The sequence below is a fragment of the Zhengella mangrovi genome, assembly GCF_002727065.1.
Classification (GTDB): domain Bacteria; phylum Pseudomonadota; class Alphaproteobacteria; order Rhizobiales; family Rhizobiaceae; genus Zhengella; species Zhengella mangrovi.
In genome coordinates, this window is record NZ_PDVP01000011.1 from 92,693 (window position 1) to 114,350 (window position 21,658).

The following is a 21,658-nucleotide window of genomic DNA, read 5'->3' on the forward strand; positions in this document are numbered from 1 at the left end:
GCTCGTCATTCGGTCTCCTCGCGGTTTCCTTGCCGTGGCGCGGCCCGGTCACGGGCATGCATCGATACCGTCCGCGGCGCGATGGCGGCGCATGACGGCGACAACGCCGGTGGTCCCGGCGCCGGCCCGTCCTGTTACCACGGCACGCCGGCGCGAGGCACGGACAAATCGACCCACCCCGCGGGCCGGATCAGGCGACCAGGCGCGCTGCGGCGTTGCGGGCGTGATCTGCGACACCGGGGTCGCGGGTGATCAGGGCCGCGACGATGGCGCCGTCGATCAGGAGCGCCAGTTCATGGGTCAAGCCGTCGGGATCATCCGGGCGGACGTCGGCAGCGAGGTTGGAAATCTTGTCGAGCACGATCTTCTTGTGCTTCATCGTGATGAGCCGGATCTTGTCGTCTTCCTTGTCATGTTCGCCGACCGCGTTGATGAAGGGGCAGCCGTAGAAGTTCTCCTCGGCAAACCATTTCTTCAGCACATCGAAGACATGCACCAGCTTTTCGCCGGGTGAGCCCTCGAAACGGTCGATCTCGGCGGAGAACCAGTCGCGCCAGGACTGGCCCTCGTGTTCGAGGACGGCCTCGATCAAACCCTCCTTGGAGCCGAAGACCTTGTAGAGCGTCGTCTTTGCCGTGCCGGCGGCAGCGACGATGCTGTCCACGCCGGTAGCGTTGATCCCGTAGCGGCAGAACAGGTCGCAGGCCGCCAGCAGGAGCCTTTCCCTTGCCGCACCCGGATGGTGGGGCATGCCGCCAGCCGGCGTCTCCATGACAGATGTCATCCGGTGCCTCCAGAATACAGAACGTTCCGTATCCGAATTTGTAGCGCGGCAGCGACCTTGCAGCAAGCGTGCGGGATACGGGGTGTACCCGGCGTACACATGCGGCTTTTTTAAGCGATGCCAGCGTCTATCTGGACTCCGATTGTGCAGTGCACCCTGGCGCGCTTTTTGGGCAGATGCCTCCGTCGCCGGAAATCATCCTTTGAAAACAAATGCCCGCGATCGCGGGGACGGTTTGGCACAGGCCTTGCTTGGTGGTGTACAGAACGGTTTGTTTTCATCAGGAGCCCCCGATGTCCGGCGCCCACCTTGCAGTCGAAAACGTCTCGCACACCTACCGGCGCGGTCAGCAGAAGGCCCTGGCGAACATCAACCTCGAAGTCCGTCCGGAGGAGGCGCTGGCCCTCGTGGGACGGTCGGGCTGTGGCAAGTCGACCCTGCTGCACATCATGTCCGGTCTTCTGCGCCCGACGGAAGGTAGGATCTACATCGACGGTCTCAAGGTGACCGACCCGTCGCCGAACTGGGTGGTGATGTTCCAGAAGCCCTCGCTCTACCCGTGGATGACGGTGGCCCAGAACGTGGCGCTCGGTCTCAAGTTCTCCCGGCGTTCGGGCGAGATCGCGACACGGGTTCCGGACCTGCTGTCGCTGGTCGAGCTCTCGGACTACGCCGACCGCAACGTGCAGGACCTGTCCGGCGGCCAGCAGCAGCGGGTCGCGCTCGCCCGTTCGCTGGCACCGCGGCCTGAGATCCTTTTCCTGGACGAGCCGTTCTCGGCGCTTGACGCCTTCACCCGCTCCAGCCTGCAGCGCGATGTCCGCCGCATCGCCAAGGAACTGGGCATCACGCTCGTCCTCGTGACGCACGACCTGCCGGAAGCCGTGATCATGGCCGAACGCGCGGTGGTGTTGAGCGCCAACCCCGGCGAGGTGAGCGAGATCGTCGAGATCGACCTTGCCAACCGCGACGACCTGCGCACGCCCGAATATGCCGCGGCCCGCGCCCGCCTGACCCGCGCCTACGAGCGCGCCGCGGGCATTCACCTCACCGAAGAGGCCGCGCCCGCGGCCGCCGCGGGCGCACGGGCCGCGGAACCGGTGGAACGCGCCGGCCGTGCTGCCGCCAAGTAATCCTCCCCAAGCCCCCGAAAGGAATGCGCCATGACCGACAAGAAAACCCGCAGACCGAACAGCCCGCATTGGGATGACGACTATTTCCCGGCCGATTTCACGCGCCGGCAGACGCTGGACATGTTCGCTGCCGGCGGTCTGATGGCGGCGCTCGGACCGCTCATCGGCGCGATGAGCTCGCCCTCGTTCGCGGCCGCGGCCGACGAGGTGGTGCGGATCGGATACCTGCCGATCACCGATGCCACGGCGCTGCTGGTGGCGCACGGCATGGGCTATTTCGAGGAAGAGGGCCTGAAGGCGGAACGCCCGACGCTGATCCGCGGCTGGTCGCCGCTGGTGGAAGGCTTCGTCGCCGGCAAGTTCAACCTCGTCCATTTCCTCAAGCCGATCCCGGTTTGGATGCGCTACAACAACAAGATCCCGGTCAAGCTGATGGCCTGGGCGCATACCAACGGGTCCGGCCTCGTGGTCGGCGGCCATACCGACATCACCGATTTCAGCCAGCTCGGCGGCAAGCAGGTGGCGGTGCCGTTCTGGTATTCCATGCACAACATCGTGCTGCAGTATGCCCTGCGCAAGTCGGGCGTCACGCCGGTGATCAAGGGCGAGGGCGAGCCGCTGGCCGCCAATGAATGCAACCTGCAGATCCTGCCGCCGCCGGAAATGCCGGCCGCGCTCGCGTCGCGGAAGATCGACGCCTACATCGTCGCCGAACCGTTCAACGCGCTTGGCGAGATCAAGGCCGGCGCGCGGATGCTGCGCTTTACCGGCGACATCTGGAAGAACCATCCCTGCTGCGTGATCTGCATGCACGAACAGGCCACGACCGAGAAGAAGGAGTGGACGCAGAAGGTCATGAACGCCGTCGTCAGGGCGCAGGTCTATGCCTCGCAGAACAAGGCCGAGGTGGCGCGCCTGATGTCGAAGGACGGCGAGGGCTACCTGCCGATGCCCGCGGCCGTGGTGGAGCGGGCGATGACGCTCTACACCGAGGAACCTTCCTACGAGAAGAGCGGCGCCATCAAGCACGCCGAAGCCTGGGGCAACGGGCGTATCGACTTCCAGCCCTGGCCATATCCCTCGGCCACCAGGCTGATCGTGGAAGAGATGAACCGGACGGTGGTCGGCGGCGACACGACCTTCCTCGACGGGCTCGACCCGGACCACGTCGCCAACGACCTCGTCGACTACGAGTTCGTGAAGAACGCGCTCGACAAGTACCCGGACTGGAAGAAGGACCCGAGCGTCAATCCGGAGGATCCGTTCAACCGCACCGAGATCCTGGAGCTATGAGCGCGGAGATCGCCCTCGACCCGGCCGCCATGGCGGCCGGGACCGGCACCGGGCCGATGCGCGGGATCAAGGCCCTGCGCAGCATCGGCTACGCCGGTCTCGGCATGGTTCTGCTCTACGGGCTGTGGTGGCTCGGCGGTTTCGTGATCCGCAGCAACCCGTCGATGGCTGCCTTCGCGGATTTCGCGCCGGGGCCGGCGCTCGACCGGCTGGGCCAGATGGTGGCGAGCGGCGAAGCGCTGGCCATGACCCTTCCGAGCCTTGAACGCGTGCTGCAGGGCATGGCAATCGCCATCCTGCTCGGCGTGCCGACGGGCATCCTGATCGGGCGGGTCCCGGTGCTGCGGGAGATCACCAACATCCCGTTCCAGTTCCTGCGCATGATCTCGCCGCTGTCCTGGATGCCGGTCGCCGTGATGGCCTACTCGACCTGGGATGGCGCGATCATCTTCCTGATCGCCATCGCCGCCATCTGGCCGATCCTGTTTTCGACCGCGGCCGGGCTGCGGCGGGTCGATCCGGACTGGTTCAAGGTGGCGCGCAACCTCGGCGCCCGGCCGTGGCACATGCTGTTCACCATCATCCTGCCGGCGATCAGCCAGGACATCCTGACCGGGGTGAGGCTGGCGCTCGGCGTGGCCTGGATCGTGCTGGTGCCGGCGGAATATCTCGGTGTCACTTCCGGCCTCGGCTACTCGATCAACGATGCCCGCGACACGCTGGAATACGACCGGCTGGCGGCCACCGTCATCATCATCGGCATCATCGGTTTCACCCTCGATTTCGCCTGCCAGCAGGCCATCGCCCGGCTGAGCTGGCACCGGGAAGACTGACATGCACCCAACCCATGACATGCAAACCGAAAGGAGACCCCCCATGTCCCAACCCGCTACCGTGCTGACGGGCTGCCTCGCCCCGGATCCCGAGACCGGCCTCGCGCCGATATCCAAGGAAGGTCTCGAAGACCTGATCGCCAAGGGCAAGGCCAATCCGCAGGCCGTCAAGACGCTCAAGTGCAAGACGGTTGCCGAGGGCCGGTTCCGCCATGCCAACTACATCCGCGACCTCGATCCCTACATCGTCGACGAGCCGCCGGGCCTGCTGGGCGACGACACCGCGCCGAACCCGTCGGAGGCGTCGCTGGCGGCGCTCGGCTCCTGCGTGGCCGTCGGGCTCCATGCCAATGCGGTCGCCCGCGGCATCAAGGTGAAGAAGCTGGAACTGGCGCTGGAAGGCGATCTCAACATCACCGCCGTCTGGGGCACGGGCGATACGTCGGAAAAGCCGGTCGGGTTCACCGACGTTCGCATCAAGGTCGACATGGAAGCCGATTGCCCAAAGGAGGAAATCGAGGCCCTGGTGGCGCATGTCGTCCAGTGGTCGCCGGTGTTCAACACCTTCTCCCGGCCCGTGAACATGGTCGCCGAGACCGTCTGACCCGCGAGCCGCGCCTTTCTTCGGGCGGGCGCGGCTTCCCCATCCAGAACAGGCAAGGAGACCCGAAATGAACGTGGCAGCCCCTCTCAACGCCGCCGACTTCGGCAAGATCGAAGAGATTTCCGCCAACCGGCTTGCGGTCCTGGCGCGCAAGATCGATGACGAACGAACCTATCCCGAGGACATCGTGCGGGCCTATGGCGCGGCAGGCGCCTATGCGACGCACCTGGGCGGCCCGAACGGCAAGGTCGACCTTGGCGATGCGATCCTGGCGATGGCGCGGGCAGCGGAGGAATGCCTGTCCACCGGCTTCTGCGTCTGGTGCCAGGATACGCTGGGCTGGTACATCGCCTCGTCGGACAACGATTTCCTGAAGGCGACCGTGCTGCCGAAGGTTGCCAGGGGCGAGGCACTTGGCGGCACCGGCATGTCCAACCCGATGAAGGCGATGGGCGAGATCGAACCCATGCGCCTGAAGGGCGAGCGGGTGGAGGGCGGCTACCGGGTGCGCGGCATGCTGCCCTGGGTTTCGAACCTCGTCGACGACGGCTATTTCGGCACGATGTTCCACGTCGACGTTCCAGGCGAGGACAGCCCGAAGCGCGTGATGGCGATCATCCATGCCGCCTGGGACGGGATCAGGCTGCGCCTCGACCACGATTTCGTGGCCATGGGCGGCACGGCGACGTGCAACGTCCAGTTCCGTGACGTCTTCGTGCCCGACGACCACGTGCTCGCCGACCCGGCGGAGCCCTTCGTCAAGCGCATGCGCGCCGGCTTCACGCTGCTGCAATGCGGAATGGCCGCCGGCATCATCAAGAACTGCATCGAGCTGATGACCCAGGTCGCCGGGCCGCTCGGCCACGTCAACCGCTTCCTTGAGAAGCAGCCGGAAGACATCCAGGCGGACTACGACGCCCTGGTCGCCGATGTGCTGGCGCTGGCGAAAACGCCCTATGACGACAGCATTTCGTTTTACAGGCGGGTGCTGGAAGCGCGCCTCAAGGGCGGCGAGCTTGCCGTCGAAGCGGCTCACTGGGCGCAACTGCATTGCGGCGCGCGCGGCTATGTCACCAATGGCGCGGCACAACGGCGCCTGCGCGAGGCCTATTTCATCGCCATCGTGACGCCGGCGACGAAGCACCTGCGCAAGCTGATCGCCGAACTGTCCGCCTGATCCCCCGGATGGTCCGGCCCCCCCCCGGGCCATCCTTTTCCCGCGTGCCGAAACCCCAAGCCAGTCACAGGAGAACGACAGATGGAATCCGCCCTGCTTACGCCTGCCGACCTGAAGACCCTCCACGATGCGGACCTTGCCGTCATCATCGACACCCGCGACCCCGAGAGCTTCGCCGCCGGCCATATTCCCGGCGCGGTCAACATGCATGACATCTTCACCTTCCTGGCGACGTCCGATTCCGCCGGCATGGCTGAACTGAAGGACAAGTTCGCCGACGAGTTCGCCGCCGCCGGCCTGGACGGCGAGAAAATCGCCGTCATCTACGAAGCCTCGATGAACACCGGCTTCGGCCAGTCGTGCCGCGGTTTCTACCTGCTTTCGTTCCTCGGCTATCCCAGGGTGAAGGTGCTGCACGGCGGCTATGCCGCCTGGCTGGCGGAAGGCCTGCCGGTTTCCACCGACACGGTTGCCCCGGCGCCGGGCAGCTTCACCGTCGATCCGGCAGCCGCATCGATCATGATGGATGTCGCCGACATGAAGGCGGCCATCGGCGACGACGGCGTCGTCATTCTCGACGTGCGCGACATCGACGAATGGATCGCCGATTCCTCGTCGCCCTACGGCAAGGATTTCTGCCCGCGCAAGGGACGCATCCCGGGCGCCAAATGGATCGAGTGGTACCGGATGATGAAGCCGACGCCGCATGGACCCGTCTTCAAGTCGAAGGCGGAAGTGCTGGCCGAATGCGCGACGGTCGGCATCACGCCGGACACGCCGGTCAAGCTTTACTGCTTCAAGGGCGCGCGCGCCTCCAACACCTTCCTGGCGCTGAAGGAGGCCGGCATCAGGGATGTCGCGATCTATTTCGGATCCTGGAACGAGTGGTCCCGCGACCCGTCCCTGCCGATCGAGGAAGGTCTTCCCTTCTGACGGACTCCGGCCGGCGCCGATCCTGCCGCCGGCCACCCCCCAAGCCAGAATGCAAACCGGAAAAGGAGAACGATCATGGGTGAGAGCGCGGTGGCCAGCCTGATGTCGAAGGTCGAGATGACCGAACTGATCATGGCGGCCAAGTTCATGCAGGGAAAGACCTGGAAGGAGATCGCGGCCGCCGCCGGCATGTCGGAGGTCTTCGTGGTCTCGGCCTGTCTCGGCCAGAACTCGCTACCGGCCGATGCCGCGGCCAAGGTCGCGGGTTTCCTGGATCTCGGCAACCGGGCAAAGGACGTGGAAATCGCCCTGCAGCGCCCGCCGAAGAAGGGACAGGACGCCGAGACCGTGTCGAAGGACCCGCTGATCTACCGCTTCTTCGAGATCATCTATGTCTATGGCGACACGATCAAGGAACTCATCCACGAGGAATTCGGCGACGGCATCATGAGCGCCATCGACTTCGACCTGAAGGTGGACCGCATCGCGAACCCTAAGGGCGACCGGGTCAAGGTTTCGATGACCGGCAAGTTCCTCTCCTACAACCAGTGGTGACGCCGACCGGGCGCCGTGCCTGATCCCGGGCGCCCGGCCATTCCTCCCCGTGCGAAACGAAAGCAGCCCTTCATGATCCACGTCACCTTTGTCCAGCCGGACGGCAGCCGTTCCACGGTCGAGGCGCGCGCCGGCGAAAGCGCCATGCAGGCGGCCGTTTCCAACGCGATCGCCGGCATCGAAGCCGAATGCGGCGGCTCGATGAGCTGCGCGACCTGCCATTGCTACGTGGGCGACGGCTGGTTCGAGAAGACCGGTGAGCGGGGCGAGACGGAAACCGACATGCTGGAGTTTGCCCAGCACGAGATGCGGCCCGAGTCGCGGCTTGCCTGCCAGATCACGATGAGCGATGAGCTGGACGGATTGACCCTGTTCGTTCCCGGCTGACCGCCTCTGAATACCACTTCCCGCAGGATTTTCCTGATTAACGCATGCTTCGTGCATCAGTGATCGTGTTGCGCGGCTATTTTGCATGCCGCTTGTATCGCGTTCGCGCTATGACCTTTGGACCGACATACAATTTCCTGTCTGTCCGGGCCTGCCAGGGGTACGCTGACGCGCGTTACCGGACCCCGCCGCATCCTGCGGACCGGTCCGGGACGACGCAAGGCGGTCAAGGATCATGGCTGACACCAAGCGCTACACCTACCAGTCGATTGCCCAATCCATTCTCGATCACGGGGTCGACACGCTCTTCGGCCTGATGGGCGACGCCAACCTGTTCATGGTCGACCACTACGTCCGGGCCGGTGGCGGACGGTTCATCCCGGCGGCCTTCGAGGGCAGCTCGGTGCTCATGGCGCTCGCCTATTCGCACGTGTCGGGCAAGGTCGGGGTGGCGACGGTGACCCATGGTCCGGGCCTGACCAATTGCACCACGGCGCTGACCGAGGGTGCGCGTGGGCATGTGCCGATGGTGCTGCTTTGCGGCGATACGCCGGTGGCCAACCCGGGCCACCTGCAGAGCATCGACCAGCGCGAACTCGTCAAGGTCACGGGTGCCGGTTTCGAACAGCTTCGCGCGCCGGAAACGGCGGCCTACGACGTGGCCAACGCCTTCTACCGGGCGCGTGTCGAGAAAAGGCCGATCGTGCTGAACATGCCGGCCGACTTCATGTGGCAGGAAACGGCGCACGAGAAGACCGTCTTCCCGGTGTTTGCCACGCCGGCCTTCGTGCCGGAAGGCGAGGCGCACGACGAGGCCATCGGCATTATTGCCTCGGCGCGGCGGCCAATCATCCTGGCCGGTGGCGGCGCGACGGGCGCGCGCGAGCCGCTCGTTCGCCTGGCAGACCGGCTGGAGGCGCCGCTGGCGACCACGCTCAAGGCCAAGGGACTGTTCAACGCCCATCCGTTCAACATGGACATCTTCGGGACGCTGAGCACACCGGCGGCCTATGACGTCATCGCGAAATCCGATTGCGTGATCGCGTTCGGCGCAAGCCTGCATGCCTTCACGACCGACCGGGGCGCGCTGATGAAGGGAAAGCGCATCATCCAGATCAACGAGGATCCGGCGGCCATCGGGCGGAACTTCCACCCCGACGCGGCGCTCGTCGCGGACGCGGGTCTGACCGCCGACAACATCATCCACTGGCTGGATGAAGCCGAGATCCCGCCGACCGGTTTCACCGGCGAACTGGACATGGCGGCGCTGACGGCGCACCCGGCGGGTCAGGCCGACAGGGCCGGCGAAGGTGTCGTGAACTACGTGCATGCGCTCGAACGCCTGGAGGAAGCGCTGCCCAAGCATCGCATCCTGGCGACCGACGGCGGCCGGTTCATGACCGAGGTCTGGTGCCGGGTATCCGTGCCGGATCCGCGCCATTTCCTGGTGACCGCGAATTTCGGCTCGATCGGCCTTGGCCTCCCCGAAGCGATCGGCGCCAGCTTTGCCGACCCGGGCAGCCCCGTGGTGCTGTTCACCGGTGACGGGGGCTTCATGATGGGGGGCGTGAACGAGTTCAACACGGCCGTGCGCATGAAACAGGACCTGATCGTTATCGTCTGCAACGATTCCGCCTATGGCGCCGAGCACATCCAGTTCCTCGACCGGAGCATGGATCCGGGCCTTGCCCAGTTCGACTGGCCGTCTTTCGCCGAGGTGGCGACAGCGCTGGGCGGGCAGGGCATCCGGGTGCAATCGTCCGGAGACCTCGACAGGGCGATCGAGGCGATCGCGACGCGCGACCGTCCGCTGCTGATCGAGCTCAGGCTCGACCCGAACGACGTTCCGCGCATGCGCATCTGAGCCCAGCCTGCCGAAGCGCGGGGCCGTGGGACGGGACAGCCGCCCGGTGGCGTTCACGCTCATTAATCTTTGTTCATATTCAGGAACGCTGCCGGGGGCGGCGCATTGTCCTCCCAGTGCGGGACCGTTTTCCCGTACAGGACCTGGGAGGGTCACATGACGTCAACATCAACTGGCCATCCGTTCCCGCTCGGGAGGTTTGCATGGATGGCAATCCTCGCATCGCTGGCATTTCCCGCCACGTCCCTGGCCGCTGCCCCTTACAGCAAGGAGCAGGCCGTGCATGGCCGCACCGTTTACAACCAGAGTTGCGCGGCCTGTCACGGCGGCAAGCTGCAGGGCGGCGCAGGGCCGGCCCTGCGCGGCAAGAAATTTTCCGGCAGCCTTTCCTACGGGAACATGACGGCCAGCCAATTGTTCGACTTCATGTCGAAGCACATGCCGAAGAACGAGCCGGGCAGCCTGCCTGAGAAAGCCTACTGGGACGTTTTCGCCTACATGCTCTGCGAGAACGGCTTCAAGGCCGGGAAAACCGCGCTCGATGCCGATTCGGTCGGCAATGTCACGCTTCTGCCTTTGCCGGGCAAGCCGGCCGGGGCCTGTCATTCTCCCTGATCACGCCTTCGGTGCGATTGCGCGGCATTCCATCGCCGCGTCGAGGGGGTCGTTCCGTGACGTTCAACACCAGCACGGAAGGTAACGACAATGCAAAATCTCAAGCCCGAACGGACCATCACGCGTGGCCTGGCAGCCGGACTTCTGCTCTCGGTGAGCTTCGTCCTGCCCGCCCAGGCGGCGCAGAACCAGGAAATCGCCAACAGCGACAACGTCACCCGGACAGAGACCGCGCCCATTCCCGACGACGCCGCGGTGGCGGTGAGCGACGAGGCGATGGCGGGCGCGAAGGATGACCGGGACAACTGGCTGCTGCATGGCCGCAGTTACATGAACCAGCGCTACTCGCCCCTCGACGAGATCAACGTCGATACGGTCGACCAGCTCAAGCCAGTGGCTCTGGTCCAGACAGGGATGGTGGCCAGCTTCGAGACCACGCCGGTCGTCGCCGACGGGGTCATGTACCTGACCACGCCGATGGTCGACGGCAAGATGAAGGTCATGGCAGTGAACGCCGCCTCGGGCGAGCGCTTCTGGTCCACCACCTACGAGGTCGGGACGAACAAGACCTGCTGCGGTCCGGTCAACCGGGGCCTGGCAATCGGGTACGGCAAGGTTTACCTGGCCACGCTGGATGCCAAGCTGCTGGCGCTGGACGCCAGGACCGGCAAGCAGGCGTGGATCGCCGACATCGCCGATCCGCGCGCCGGCTACTCGGAAACCATGGCGCCGCAGATCTATGACGGCAAGGTGATCGTCGGGAGTTCCGGCGGCGAATGGCCGATCCGCGGATTCGTGGCCGCCTATGACGCCAAGACCGGCAAGCAGGACTGGCGCTGGGATTCCACGGATCCGAAAACCTTCGAGGGCGATTCCTGGAAGACGGGTGGCGGCATGGTCTGGACGACGCCGGCCATCGACACCGAGCGCAACCTCGTCATCTTCTCGACCGGCAACCCGAACCCCGACCTGAACGGGGCCAGCCGGAAGGGCGACAATCTCTATACCGATTCCATCGTCGCGCTCGATGCCTCCACCGGCAGGATCAAGTGGCACTACCAGGAAGTGAAGCACGACGTGTGGGACTATGATGCCGTCTCGAACGTGGTGCTGTTCGATGCCAGGGACGAGAACGGCAAGACCGTTCCCGTGGCGGCGGAGGCTGGCAAGGTCGGCTGGCTGTTCGAGGTCAACCGCGACACGGGCGAGCTGATCCGCAAGTCCGAGCCGCTGGTGAAAATGTCCGACAACATGTTCACGACGCCGAACAGGGAAGGCGTGAAGATGCTGCCCGGTGCCAACGGCGGGGCGGAATGGTCGCCGCCGGCCTATTCGCCGGACACCAATCTCTTCTACGTCATGGAGATGAACCAGCTGATGACGTTCACGACGTCGGATACGACCACCATTCCCGGCCAGTTGCGTCTCGGCAGCACGTTCAAGAACGTCAAGGGCGACGCATCGGTGCAGAACGGCGTGCTCGACGCGGTCGACGTCAATACCGGCAAGATCGCGTGGGCCTATGATGCACCGCAGCCGATGATCGGCGGGGTCCTGGCCACGGCCGGCAACCTGGTGTTCACCGGCGAGGGCAATGGCTGGTTCGATGCCTTCAACGCGGAAACCGGCGAAACCGTCTGGCGCTACAATCTCGGCGCCGGCGTGAATGCACCGCCGATCAGCTACCAGGTGGACGGGCGTCAGTACATCGCGGTGGCGGCCGGCGGAAACTTCCAGCTTGGCTATCCGCGCGGCGACGTTGTGGCCATCTTCGCCGCGGGCGATGACCAGGAAAGCGGCTGACGCTTCCCCGAACCCACAAACGCCGGCCCGTCTGACGGCCGGCGTTCACGGGTGGCAGGCGGCGGATGGGCCCGTGGCTCATCCGCCGTTACCGTTTCTGGTCAGGCGTTCTTCAGGAAGCCGGCAAAGAAAGCGGCCAGGTCCTCGCGCGCATTGAGCGGCAGGATGTGGGCGATGTACTGGTCCGGCCGGACCACGATCATGCAGCCGTTTTCGCGGTTGATCCCGCGCATGTCGTAGATGTCCATGCCGCTCTTCCTGTCGACGCAGAAGATCTTCTCGAAATCGCGCAGACCGTAACGGCCCTTGGCGGGCTTGAGCAGCGACGGCATCGTGCCGTATTCCAGTTCGTCGAAACCCTGCTGGAAGATGGCACGGACGTCGATGACCGCATCGATGTCCTCGTCCCCGCGGGTATGGCGCAGGACGGGCGAGGCGGGATCGGTTTCGAGCCAGTCGCACAGGTCGCGCATGGCCGAACCGGACGCCCCGGTGTCGCCAGCGCCGGCGAAGGCATAGATCCGCCAGCGGGCATCGGCCTCGGCGGCATGGCCGAGCTGCATGGCCATGGCATCGGCCAGTCGCACGACGGGCGCGGAATGGAAGCGCATGCCGAGTTTCTGGCCGGTGGCGAGGTCCTGGCGCGCGTTGCCGGCGATGATGGCCGAGGGGCCGTACTCGACTTCCAGGCCGGCGGTGAACATGCCGTTGCGGATGAAGTGCTCCTGGAAGCGCGGCATGCCGGTGCCGTCGAGTTCCGACTGTCCCGGCGGTGCGCTCATGATGCGGGCCCAGGCGTGGTCGGTGTCGACGAGGCGCTTGGCTTCCGCCCGGCGTTCGGCGGTGTAGCTGTGCAGCAGGCTCGCATCGGAGCGGCCCTTGAAGACCTGGACCAGCTTCCAGCCGAGGTTGAACGTGTCGCCCATGGAGACGTTCATGCCCTGGCCCGCTTTCGGGCTGTGGGTGTGGCAGGCATCGCCGGCGGTAAAGACGCGGGGATTGCGCGTCGCGGTCTCGCCTTCCGGCACATCATCGAACTTGTTGGTCAGGCGATGGCCGATCTCGTAGATCGACCACCAGACCACTTCCTTCACGTCGAGCGAATAGGGGCTCATGATGCGGTTGGCGGCGGCGATCATGTGGTCGATGGTCAGGTTGCGGTTGGCCACGCGCTCGTCGGGATTGAGCTTGTCCAGCTCGACATACATGCGGAACAGGTAGCCGCCCTCGCGCGGCAGGATGAGCACGTTGCCCTCCTTCTGCGAGGCAATGAGGCATTTCATGCGCACGTCGGGGAAATCGGTATTCGCCAGGATGTCCATCACGCCCCAGGCCTGGTGGGCGGCATCGCCCTGGAGTTCGCCGCCGATCGCCTTGCGCACGTTGGAGCGCGCGCCATCGCAGCCAACAACGTAGTTGGCGCGAACGGTCACGGTCTGCCCTTCCTCGCCCTCTCCGGTGCGCTCCAGCGTGACGGTGACCGGATGATCGTCAGTGGTCGTGTCCACCGTGAGATCCCGCACGGCCAGAGAATAGTGCGGCTCGAGGCGGGTCGGCGAATTGCGCATCACGTCGAGGAACATCTCGTGGACGCGCGCCTGGTTCATCAGCGTATGCGGCATTTCCGACAGGTCGTCGGCGACATCCTGCACGCGGCCGATGCGCTTGATTCCGGCGGGATTGGCAGGGTCGGGGGCCCAGAAGTTGGTCTGGTTGACCCAGTAGGCCTCGCGCTTGACCTTCTCGGCAAAGCCGAAGGCCTGGAACATCTCCATCGATCGCACATTCAGGCCGTCGGCCTGGCCCTTCTCGATGGGGCCGGGCTTGGGCTCCACGATCATGGTGTGGATCTCGGGGAACTGCGAAAGCTGCGCGGCAAGGCAGAGCCCGGCGGGGCCGCAGCCGGCAATCAGCACGTCCACCTTTTCCGGCAGGCCGGCACCAGCGCGCGCCGGTGCGACTTCCTGGACGTCAGGGTCACCTGGCTTGAAACCGTTCAGGTAGTACTGCATTGCCAATCCTCCTCGGGGGAATTAATAAGTGTACGTATTATATGGCCGGTTCGGACCTTCGTCAATTGAATAAGTATGCGCACTTATCATTTTTCGCTATGAAGATCGAGGCAAGCCGGATCAGGGATGAGCGGGGCAGCGGAGAACCATGATGATCGCCAGTTCACGGATGCCGGGCCATCTCATCCGGCGCCTGCACCAGAAATCGACACATGTCTTCACCCAGCGCGTCCGGGATGCCGGGTTTGACCTGACCCCGGTGCAGTTTGCCGCGCTCGATGCGCTTAGCCACGTCCCGGGAATCGACCAGGCGGGGCTGGCGGACGTGGTCGGCAAGGACCCGGCGACGATCGGGGCCGTGGTTGACCGGCTGGCGCAGAAGGGCCTGCTGACGCGGTCGCGCAGCAAGGCGGACCGCAGGGCGCGCGTGCTGGAGATGACGGAGGAAGGCCGGCGCGTCATCGCAGCATTGCTGCCGGTGGTCGATGCGCTGCAGAAGGAGATCCTCGGCGGGCTGGACGAGGCGGAGTACGAGCAGTTCGTGCGTCTGGCGGCGAAAGCCGCGGCGGCCGGCGCCGGTCCCGAGGACTGATCGCCGGCCGGGACCGGGTGCTTCCGGTTGCTACTGGAACATGGCCTGCGGGATGACCAGGGCGATCTGCGGAAAGATCACGATCAGCAGCAGGCAGGCCATCATGGCGAACCAGAACGGCAGGACGCCGCGGAAGATGGTGGCCATGGGAACGTTGTCGGCCACGCTCTTGACGACGAAGACATTCAGGCCGACCGGCGGCGTGATCATGCCCATCTCGATGATGATCACCGCGATGACGCCGAACCAGATCGGGTCGAAGCCGAGCGCGGTGATGATCGGGAAGAAGATCGGGATGGTCACCACCAGCATGGCGAGCCCGTCCATGAACATGCCGAGCACCAGATAGGCGACGACGATGAGGAAAAGCACGCCGTAGGCGCCGAGTCCGAGCGAGGTCATGATCTCGCCGAGCGTGGCGGGGAGCTGGGTCAGCGCCAGGAAGGGGTTGAGCAGGCTGGCGCCGATGACGATGAGATAGAGCATGGCGGTGGTGCGCACCGTGTCCGAGACGGCACCCTTCAGCGTCACCCAGTCGAGCTTGCGGCCGGCGAGCGCCATCAGGATGACCAGGCCGGCACCCACGCCCGCGGCTTCGACCGGGGTGAAGACACCGAGGTAGATGCCGCCGATGGAGACCACGATCACGGTAACCAGCGGCAGGGCGCGCGTGAGGGCGAGGAACCGCTCCGCCATTTCCACCGACGCGCCGCGCGGACCGGCTTCCGGATTGCGCCACGTGACGAGCGCCACGGCGATCATGAACAGGCCCGTCAGCAGCAGGCCGGGCAGGATGCCGGCCATGAAGAGCTGGCCGATGCTCTCCTCTGTCAGGATGGCATAGAGCACGAAGCCGGTGGATGGCGGGATGAGGAAGCCGAGTGTGCCGCCGGCGGCGATGGCGCCGGTGGACAGCGCATCGGAATAGCCGAAGCGTTTCATCTCGGGCAGGGCGACCTTGCCGATGGTGACGGCGGTGGCGACCGACGAGCCGCTGACCGCGGCGAAGGCGGCACAGCCGACGATCGAGGCCGAGGCGAGCCCGCCGCGCAGCCAGCCGACCCAGGCAAAGGCAGCCTCGTAGAGGCGGCGGCTGAAGCCGGCGGCCGAGGCGATGTTGCCCATCAGGATGAACAGCGGCACCACGGTGAGCGAATAGTTGGACGCCGCCGAGAAGGTCTCGGTGACGAGCAGGGCGTTGGCGGAGCGGGTGCCGTTGAGAACCATGGTGCCGAAATAGCCGGCGGCGAGCATCGCCATGCCGACAGGCATGCGCAGGATCATCAGGACGAACATGGCGCCCAGTCCGGACAGGCCGATCATGAAATCAGTCACGGCTGTTCACTCCCCCGCGCAGGATATCGGCGAGTTGCAGGACAAGGACAACGACATAGAGCACGGCGCCCACGACCAGCAGTCCGTAGAAAGGCCAGAGCGGCAGCGCGAGCATGTTGGTGGCATCGCCGAACTCGGCGGAATCCAGCATCTTGTCCCAAGCGCGCAGCGCCAGCATCGCGAGGATGAAGGCGGCGATGACGCGCGAGAGGATATCGCCGGCGAAGCGCCCGAGCGCGCCGATACGGCGGTCGAAGACATCGACCCGGATATGGATCTCCTGCTGGGTCGCCAGCGGCATGGCCAGCATGACGAGGCCGACGGAGGCCAGCTGGATGATCTCGTTGCTGCCCAGGATGGGCGCTGCAAAGACGTAGCGCATGATGACGCCGATGAAGGTGACGATGAGGACCACGGCCAGGGAGGCCGCGGACAGCGTGGTCAGGAGCCGGACGGCCCACTCGACGGGTGTCGAGTGGGCCAGTCCGCGATTGTCTTCCCCGGAGGTGTATCCGCTCATTTCTTGAGGGCTTCGACAAAGGCCGTGGCGTCCAGGCCAGCGGCATCGGCCTCGGCGATCACCTTCGCGACGACCGGCGCGGATGCCGCGTCGAACTTGCCTGCCTCTTCGGACGACAGGGTGATCACTTCCTTGCCGTCGGTCTCCTTGAACGCGGCGAGTGCCTTGTCGGCGATCCCCAGCCAGGCCTTGTTGCCGTTGAGCGAGGCCTGCCTGCCGGCTTCGAGAACCGCCTTCTGCTGGTCATCGGTCAGGCCGGAGAAGGCGTCGCGGTTCATGATCAGGAAGAAGCTGGAGATGGTCGTCTCCATGCCCATGGTGACATATTTCGTCACTTCCTTGAGCTTGAAGGCGTTCAGCGTGGTCGCATCGATCATGGCGCCGTCGATGACGCCCGTCTGCATGGCGTTGTAGATTTCAGGAGCCGGCATGGAAACCGGCGTGGCGCCCCATGCCTCGACCACCAGGCCGGCATTGCGCGAGGGAACGCGGATCTTCAGGCCTTTCAAGTCGTCCATGCTGCGCACGGGCTTCTGGGCGGTGAGCAGAAGGTTGGGCGCGTTGTTCCACAGCGACAGCAGCACGACGCGGCGGTATTCCTTGTCGAGCATGTCCATGTTGGCGACGATCTTTTCGGTCCCGGTGTCGGCGGAGATGACGCCGGGCAGTTCCGTCAGAAGCGTCTTGGGGAAGTTGGAGGCGGTGTATCCGGGCAGGCCGAAGACGATGTCGGCGACGCCGTCGACGGCACGGTTGTACTGGTCGCGCGGGCCGGGCCCAAGCTCCCCGCCCATGAAGACCTTCAGCGTCACCGCGCCGTTGGTGGCCGCGGAAATCGCCTCGTTCATCGGGTCATAGACCTTGCCGACCACGAAATGCGTGGGCGGCTGGAAATCGGCGAGCTTCAGTTCCGTGGCCTGAACCATGGGCGCGGCCATGGCAACGGCGGCGGTCAATGCCAGTCCCAGCAAAGTCTTCATCATTGGTTTCTCCTCCCGTAGCGGGTGTTTGGGCGAGACCGTCGTGCGGTCTGCGCCTCGTTCGAGACGTTCCGGGCCGGAATGCCCGGGGCCGATGCCTTTGGCCCGCGGCTTGCGGGGGCCTGCCATCCGTCAGGCCGGCGTTTCCCGCCGCAGGCATCACATGATCGTGCGGACACCTGTCATCCGCCAGCACCTGGCGTTGCGTGTCCTCCCGTTCACATGTGACAAACCCATATCGAAGCCCGCCGCGCGACAGAATTGCTATTTCGATATGGTTTTATATCTATTCTGTCATATTAAATTGGCGCAGAAGCCATTCAAATCATGTTTCGGGCAAATCAAATGACGGTCAACGACAATCGCATCAAGTTCCGGCAGATCGTCTGCTTCCTCGAGGTTGCCCGCTACCAGAGCGTCAGCCGGGCGGCGGAGTCGCTCAATATGGCGCAGTCGGCGGTCTCGCGGGCGCTGGCCGACCTCGAGGCGATCACCGGGGCCAGGCTGACGGAGCGGAGCAAGCGCGGCAGCCGGCTGACCGACCTCGGCGAGAAGTTCTACCAGTTCGCGGCGCCGGGCGCGGCGCAGATCCGCCAGGCCTACGCGGCGCTTCAGCCGTCGGAGCAGGCGGAGAGCACCATCGTGGTCGGCACGCTGCCGGAGGCGGTCTCGCTGATGCCGCAGGCGCTTACTGAAATGCGGCGGGCGGCGCCGCGTACCGTGCTGCGGGTTCTGCATGGCACGAATGCCGATCACATGACCATGCTGCGCCATGGCGACCTGACCTTCGTCATCGGGCGGATCGCCGGTTCCGACCTTCTTACCGGCCTGTCGTTCGAGCACCTTTACTCGGAACGGGTGACCTGCGTGGTCCGGGCGGGGCATCCGCTGCAGGGAAGCGAGCCGATCCCGCCCGGCGAACTGGCGCAGATGCGCCTCGTGCTGCACCAGCCGGAAACGATCATCCGCGCCGAAACGGACCGCTTCCTTTTCTCGCAGGGGGTCAGCCGGCTGGACGATGCCATCGAAACCGATTCCATGGCGCTGGCGCGGCGTCTCGTCATCGACGACGACCGGGTGTGGATCGCGCCGGAGGGCGTGGTGTCGCGCGACCTGGAGACCGGGGACCTGAGCGAACTGGCCGTCTCCGGCTGGCGGATCGACGCGTCCGTGGGGATCACGACCGACCCCCGCCGCCGGCTGACACTTGTCGAGGAACGGTTCCTCGGCATCATCCGGACGATTGCCAAAAACAGAATCATGACAGAAATGTTATAAAAGCAATTCAAAATGGCATTTCACATGCAAATATCGTGAAATTAGAAGGTCCTTCAGATCACGTTTCGGAGGACATTTCCCATGGCCAGGATCATCGGCGGCATCGGCGCATCCCATTCACCCACGATCGGCTTCGCCAAGGACACCGGGAAGCAGAACGACCCGGCCTGGAAGCCGATCTTCGACGGCTTCGCCGAGATCCGCAAATGGGTGCAGGACAAGAACATCGACGTGCTGTTCATGATCTACAACGATCACATCACGTCGTTCTTCTTCGACCACTACTCGGCCTTCGCCATGGGCATCGACGACACCTATCGCCCGGCTGACGAGGGCGGCGGTCCGCGTGACGTCGCCCCGGCCTCGGGCCACCTCGGCCTCTCCCGGCACATCGCCACGGCGCTCGTGGCCGACGAGTTCGACATGTCCTTCTTCCAGGGAAAGCCGGTCGATCACGGCTTCCTGTCGCCGCTGTCGATGCTCGGCGACGAGAGCGGTCCATGGCCGGGCAAGGTGGTTCCGCTACAGGTCGGCGTGCTGCAATTGCCGATACCGGGCGCGAAGCGGATGTGGAAGCTGGGCAAGAGCCTGCGCAAGGCCATCGAGAGCTACCCGGAAGACCTGCGCGTGGCGGTGTTCGCGACCGGCGGCCTGTCGCACCAGGTGCACGGAGAGCGGGCCGGCTTTGTCAACGAGGACTGGGACAACGAATTCCTCGACCTGCTGGAAACCAATCCGCAGGCGCTCGTCGACATGCGCATCGCCGACTACGCGGTGAAGGGCGGGATGGAAGGCGCGGAAGTCATCATGTGGCTGATCATGCGCGGTGCGCTGTCGGACCGGGTCCGCCTCGTCCACAAGCAGACCTATGCGCCGTCGGTGACGAATATCGCCACGCTCGTTTTCGAGGACGAGGGGGGCGAGCCGGATGCCGAGGAGATCGCCGCCTACCGCAAGCATATCGGCCATGAACTGGAAGGGGCGGAGACGCTCGCCGGAACCTATCCCTTCACCCATGCCCGCAGCCAGGCCAATTTCCGCATCAACGACTTCCTGCACCGGCTGGTCGAGCCGGCTCACAGGGAGCGCTTCCTCGGCGATTTCGACGCGCTGGCATCGGAATACGGCCTGACGGACGAAGAAAAAACCCTGATCCGCGACCGCAAGTGGATCGAGATGATCCGCCACGGCGTGAGCTTCTTCGTGCTCGAAAAGATGGCGGCCGTCATCGGCGTGCCGAACCCGCAGGTCTATGCCGCCTTCCGGGGCGAAACGCTGGAGGAATTCCTCGCCACCCGCAAGGTGCCGATCACCTATTCGGTGGCCGGCGGCGACAAGGTGAAGCAGATGGACAAGGCCTGAGGGACTGGCCGGCGTTCGCTTTCGAAGACGGGAAAGGCGGGGTCCGGGTACCGGGTCCCGCCTCTTTCTTTCTCCGGCTTCACATGTCCGCCGACGCCATCGCCGTACTGCAAGATCCGGCTCTTTCCCATCGCATTCGTGCGACGCCCGGCGATATCTCCGGGCTGCAAAACCGGGGTTCTTTCCCATCGCATTTATGCGACGCCCGGTGATATCACCGGGCTGCAAAATGCTTATTCCGCCGCCACGGCGTCCTTGTTGTCGCCGAGCGTGCGCCAGTCGACATCCTTGGGATAGACGCCTTCGCGCGAGGCGATCGTGCCCTGGCGGACGCGCGGCTCCTCCGTGCCGATGGCCGCGCCACCCTCGGCGACCTTGCGCGCGGCATCCACCATCAGGCGGCGGAACTCGACGATGGCAAGGTCGGAGGCGCCGAGAATGTCGGCGGACCGGTCGGCAATCGGGCCCTGGGTGACCCACATGGCGATGTCCTGGTTGGGGATGCCCTTGATGCCGGTGAAATTGCCGAGCTTCATGGCCTGCCGGTCCTGGAGGAAGTTGTTTTCCAGCGTGCGCACCGGTTCCCAGCGATCGTTCAGATCGATGCCCTTGCGGGCATGGGCGAACTTGCGCCATTCCTCGGTGGAAGGCACTTCATCGGTGCCCCACGCGATGAAATGGAAGGCCGTCGTCACGTCGTCGATCGGCACGATGACGGAGGCGACGTTGTACATGTTGTTCGGCGGGATCAACGAGTAATAGGGCGCGATGAACTCGGTGATCCGCAGGTAATTGTGCGTTGCAGCATTCTTGATCGGCTTGCGGATGGCGGCATAGTGGAAGCCGTAGCTCGTCGTCTGGGTCTGCATCCGCGGCGACTTGTCGGTCGATGGCCGGTACCAGGACTTGTCGTCGGCCGAGGCGCGCTCGACGCGGGCCGGTACCATGTCGGAGGAATGCAGGCTGGAGGAATGGGCGCTATCGATCTGGCCCTCGTGAATCTGCGCCCAGTTGCAGGGAATGCGGATCTTCAGGATCGACACGGGCGTGTCCTCCGCCGGGGCGAAGGCCGGCGGATCGAAGTCCGGGGCCGCGTCCTTCTCGCCGAACCAGGCCCAGACGAACCCGCCCCATTCCTTCACCGGGTAGGAACGGTGTTTGACCTTGTTCATCAGCGGGCTGCCCTCCGGCTCGGACGACATGGCCACGACATTGCCGTCCACATCGAACTTCCAGCCGTGGTACAGGCAGCGCAAGCCGCATTCCTCGTTGCGGCCGAGCACCAAAGAGGCGCGGCGGTGCGGACACAGCTCATCGAGCAGGCCGAGCTTGCCGTCGCTGTTGCGGAAGGCGACGTAGCGCTCGCCAAGGACCTCGACCAGCAGCGGCGTGCCATCGGGTTCGGCAACCTCCTCGATCAGGCAGACCGGCGTCCAGTGCTGGCGCATCAGCTTGCCCATGGGCTTGTCCGGACCGACTTCGGTCAGGATGGCGTTTTCTTCCTGCGTAAGCATGGAACCTCCCGGGAAAAATCTGATTAGCTTTCTAAGCAAAAATAGAACGCGAGGCCACGTCCGTCCAGCCATTGACACAAAATA

The 21,658-nt window shown here is 64.9% G+C and carries 20 protein-coding genes; 14 read left to right on the forward strand and 6 right to left on the reverse strand.

From position 1 onward, the window contains the following. Window positions 1-190 precede the first annotated feature (190 nt). Window positions 191-784: a TetR/AcrR family transcriptional regulator gene (locus CSC94_RS16665; protein ID WP_099307499.1), complete on the reverse strand. Its 594-nt coding sequence runs from the start codon at window positions 782-784 to the stop codon at window positions 191-193. A 293-nt stretch (window positions 785-1,077) separates the two neighbouring features. On the opposite strand from CSC94_RS16665, the gene CSC94_RS16670 reads away from it, so the two are divergent. The 11 genes from CSC94_RS16670 to CSC94_RS16720 all read left to right on the forward strand — a co-directional run bounded on the left by CSC94_RS16670 (window position 1,078) and on the right by CSC94_RS16720 (window position 11,981). Then, on the forward strand, window positions 1,078-1,917 hold the full coding sequence (locus CSC94_RS16670) for an ABC transporter ATP-binding protein (protein ID WP_099307500.1): 840 nt from the start codon (window positions 1,078-1,080) through the stop codon (window positions 1,915-1,917). 30 nt (window positions 1,918-1,947) lie between these two features. Next, a complete protein-coding gene (locus CSC94_RS16675) occupies window positions 1,948-3,210 on the forward strand; it encodes an ABC transporter substrate-binding protein (RefSeq protein WP_099307501.1) in 1,263 nt (420 codons plus the stop codon). Then, a complete protein-coding gene (locus CSC94_RS16680; RefSeq protein WP_099307502.1) occupies window positions 3,207-4,043 on the forward strand; it encodes an ABC transporter permease in 837 nt (278 codons plus the stop codon). The genes CSC94_RS16675 and CSC94_RS16680 overlap by 4 nt, the downstream gene beginning before the upstream one ends. Window positions 4,044-4,086: 43 nt before the next feature. After that, a complete protein-coding gene (locus CSC94_RS16685; RefSeq protein WP_099307503.1) occupies window positions 4,087-4,647 on the forward strand; it encodes an OsmC family protein in 561 nt (186 codons plus the stop codon). A gap of 67 nt (window positions 4,648-4,714) precedes the next feature. Then, the gene (locus tag CSC94_RS16690) at window positions 4,715-5,824 is read left to right on the forward strand and encodes an acyl-CoA dehydrogenase family protein (protein ID WP_099307504.1); all 1,110 of its coding nucleotides are present in this window, start codon (window positions 4,715-4,717) and stop codon (window positions 5,822-5,824) included. Window positions 5,825-5,905: 81 nt separating this feature from the next. Then, on the forward strand, window positions 5,906-6,757 hold the full coding sequence (locus CSC94_RS16695; RefSeq protein ID WP_099307505.1) for a sulfurtransferase: 852 nt from the start codon (window positions 5,906-5,908) through the stop codon (window positions 6,755-6,757). Window positions 6,758-6,832: 75 nt separating this feature from the next. Further along, window positions 6,833-7,312: a cyanase gene (gene cynS, locus CSC94_RS16700; RefSeq protein WP_245408392.1), complete on the forward strand. Its 480-nt coding sequence runs from the start codon at window positions 6,833-6,835 to the stop codon at window positions 7,310-7,312. A gap of 72 nt (window positions 7,313-7,384) precedes the next feature. Beyond that, a complete protein-coding gene (locus tag CSC94_RS16705) occupies window positions 7,385-7,699 on the forward strand; it encodes a 2Fe-2S iron-sulfur cluster-binding protein (RefSeq protein WP_099307506.1) in 315 nt (104 codons plus the stop codon). 235 nt (window positions 7,700-7,934) lie between these two features. Then, complete coding sequence (locus CSC94_RS16710) at window positions 7,935-9,563, forward strand: thiamine pyrophosphate-binding protein (protein WP_099307507.1); 1,629 nt, start codon at window positions 7,935-7,937, stop codon at window positions 9,561-9,563. 207 nt (window positions 9,564-9,770) lie between these two features. Then, window positions 9,771-10,178 carry a c-type cytochrome gene (locus CSC94_RS16715; protein ID WP_165784477.1) on the forward strand — a complete coding sequence of 136 codons (408 nt, stop codon included), beginning with the start codon at window positions 9,771-9,773 and terminating at the stop codon, window positions 10,176-10,178. Between the two features lie 90 nt (window positions 10,179-10,268). Further along, complete coding sequence (locus tag CSC94_RS16720) at window positions 10,269-11,981, forward strand: pyrroloquinoline quinone-dependent dehydrogenase (RefSeq protein WP_099307509.1); 1,713 nt, start codon at window positions 10,269-10,271, stop codon at window positions 11,979-11,981. 101 nt (window positions 11,982-12,082) lie between these two features. Here CSC94_RS16720 and CSC94_RS16725 read toward each other — a convergent pair whose 3' ends face one another. Then, entirely contained in the window at window positions 12,083-13,993 is a 1,911-nt protein-coding gene (locus CSC94_RS16725) for an FAD-binding monooxygenase (protein WP_099307510.1), read from the reverse strand. A 151-nt stretch (window positions 13,994-14,144) separates the two neighbouring features. Here CSC94_RS16725 and CSC94_RS16730 point away from each other — a divergent pair, with 151 nt between their 5' ends. Continuing rightward, window positions 14,145-14,585, forward strand: coding sequence for a MarR family winged helix-turn-helix transcriptional regulator (locus CSC94_RS16730; RefSeq protein ID WP_099307546.1), 441 nt, complete (start codon window positions 14,145-14,147; stop codon window positions 14,583-14,585). Window positions 14,586-14,615: 30 nt separating this feature from the next. Here CSC94_RS16730 and CSC94_RS16735 read toward each other — a convergent pair whose 3' ends face one another. Genes CSC94_RS16735 through CSC94_RS16745 form a run of 3 tightly spaced genes read right to left on the reverse strand, consistent with a single transcriptional unit; the run spans window position 14,616 to window position 17,423 of the window. Beyond that, a complete protein-coding gene (locus CSC94_RS16735) occupies window positions 14,616-15,920 on the reverse strand; it encodes a TRAP transporter large permease (protein ID WP_099307511.1) in 1,305 nt (434 codons plus the stop codon). Further along, entirely contained in the window at window positions 15,913-16,440 is a 528-nt protein-coding gene (locus tag CSC94_RS16740) for a TRAP transporter small permease (protein ID WP_099307512.1), read from the reverse strand. Before CSC94_RS16740 ends, CSC94_RS16735 begins: the two co-directional genes overlap by 8 nt. After that, window positions 16,437-17,423: a TRAP transporter substrate-binding protein gene (locus CSC94_RS16745; RefSeq protein WP_099307513.1), complete on the reverse strand. Its 987-nt coding sequence runs from the start codon at window positions 17,421-17,423 to the stop codon at window positions 16,437-16,439. The genes CSC94_RS16740 and CSC94_RS16745 overlap by 4 nt, the downstream gene beginning before the upstream one ends. A 342-nt stretch (window positions 17,424-17,765) precedes the next feature. Between CSC94_RS16745 and CSC94_RS16750 the strand changes: the two genes are divergently transcribed. Both CSC94_RS16750 and CSC94_RS16755 read left to right on the forward strand, forming a co-directional pair. Further along, window positions 17,766-18,698, forward strand: coding sequence for a LysR substrate-binding domain-containing protein (locus tag CSC94_RS16750; RefSeq protein WP_165784479.1), 933 nt, complete (start codon window positions 17,766-17,768; stop codon window positions 18,696-18,698). A gap of 81 nt (window positions 18,699-18,779) precedes the next feature. Beyond that, window positions 18,780-20,060 carry a gallate dioxygenase gene (locus CSC94_RS16755; protein ID WP_099307515.1) on the forward strand — a complete coding sequence of 427 codons (1,281 nt, stop codon included), beginning with the start codon at window positions 18,780-18,782 and terminating at the stop codon, window positions 20,058-20,060. Window positions 20,061-20,293: 233 nt separating this feature from the next. On the opposite strand, the gene CSC94_RS16760 is transcribed toward CSC94_RS16755, so the two are convergent. Continuing rightward, window positions 20,294-21,574, reverse strand: a complete 1,281-nt coding sequence (locus CSC94_RS16760) for a Rieske 2Fe-2S domain-containing protein (protein ID WP_099307516.1) — start codon at window positions 21,572-21,574, stop codon at window positions 20,294-20,296. Between the last annotated feature and the right edge of the window lie 84 nt (window positions 21,575-21,658).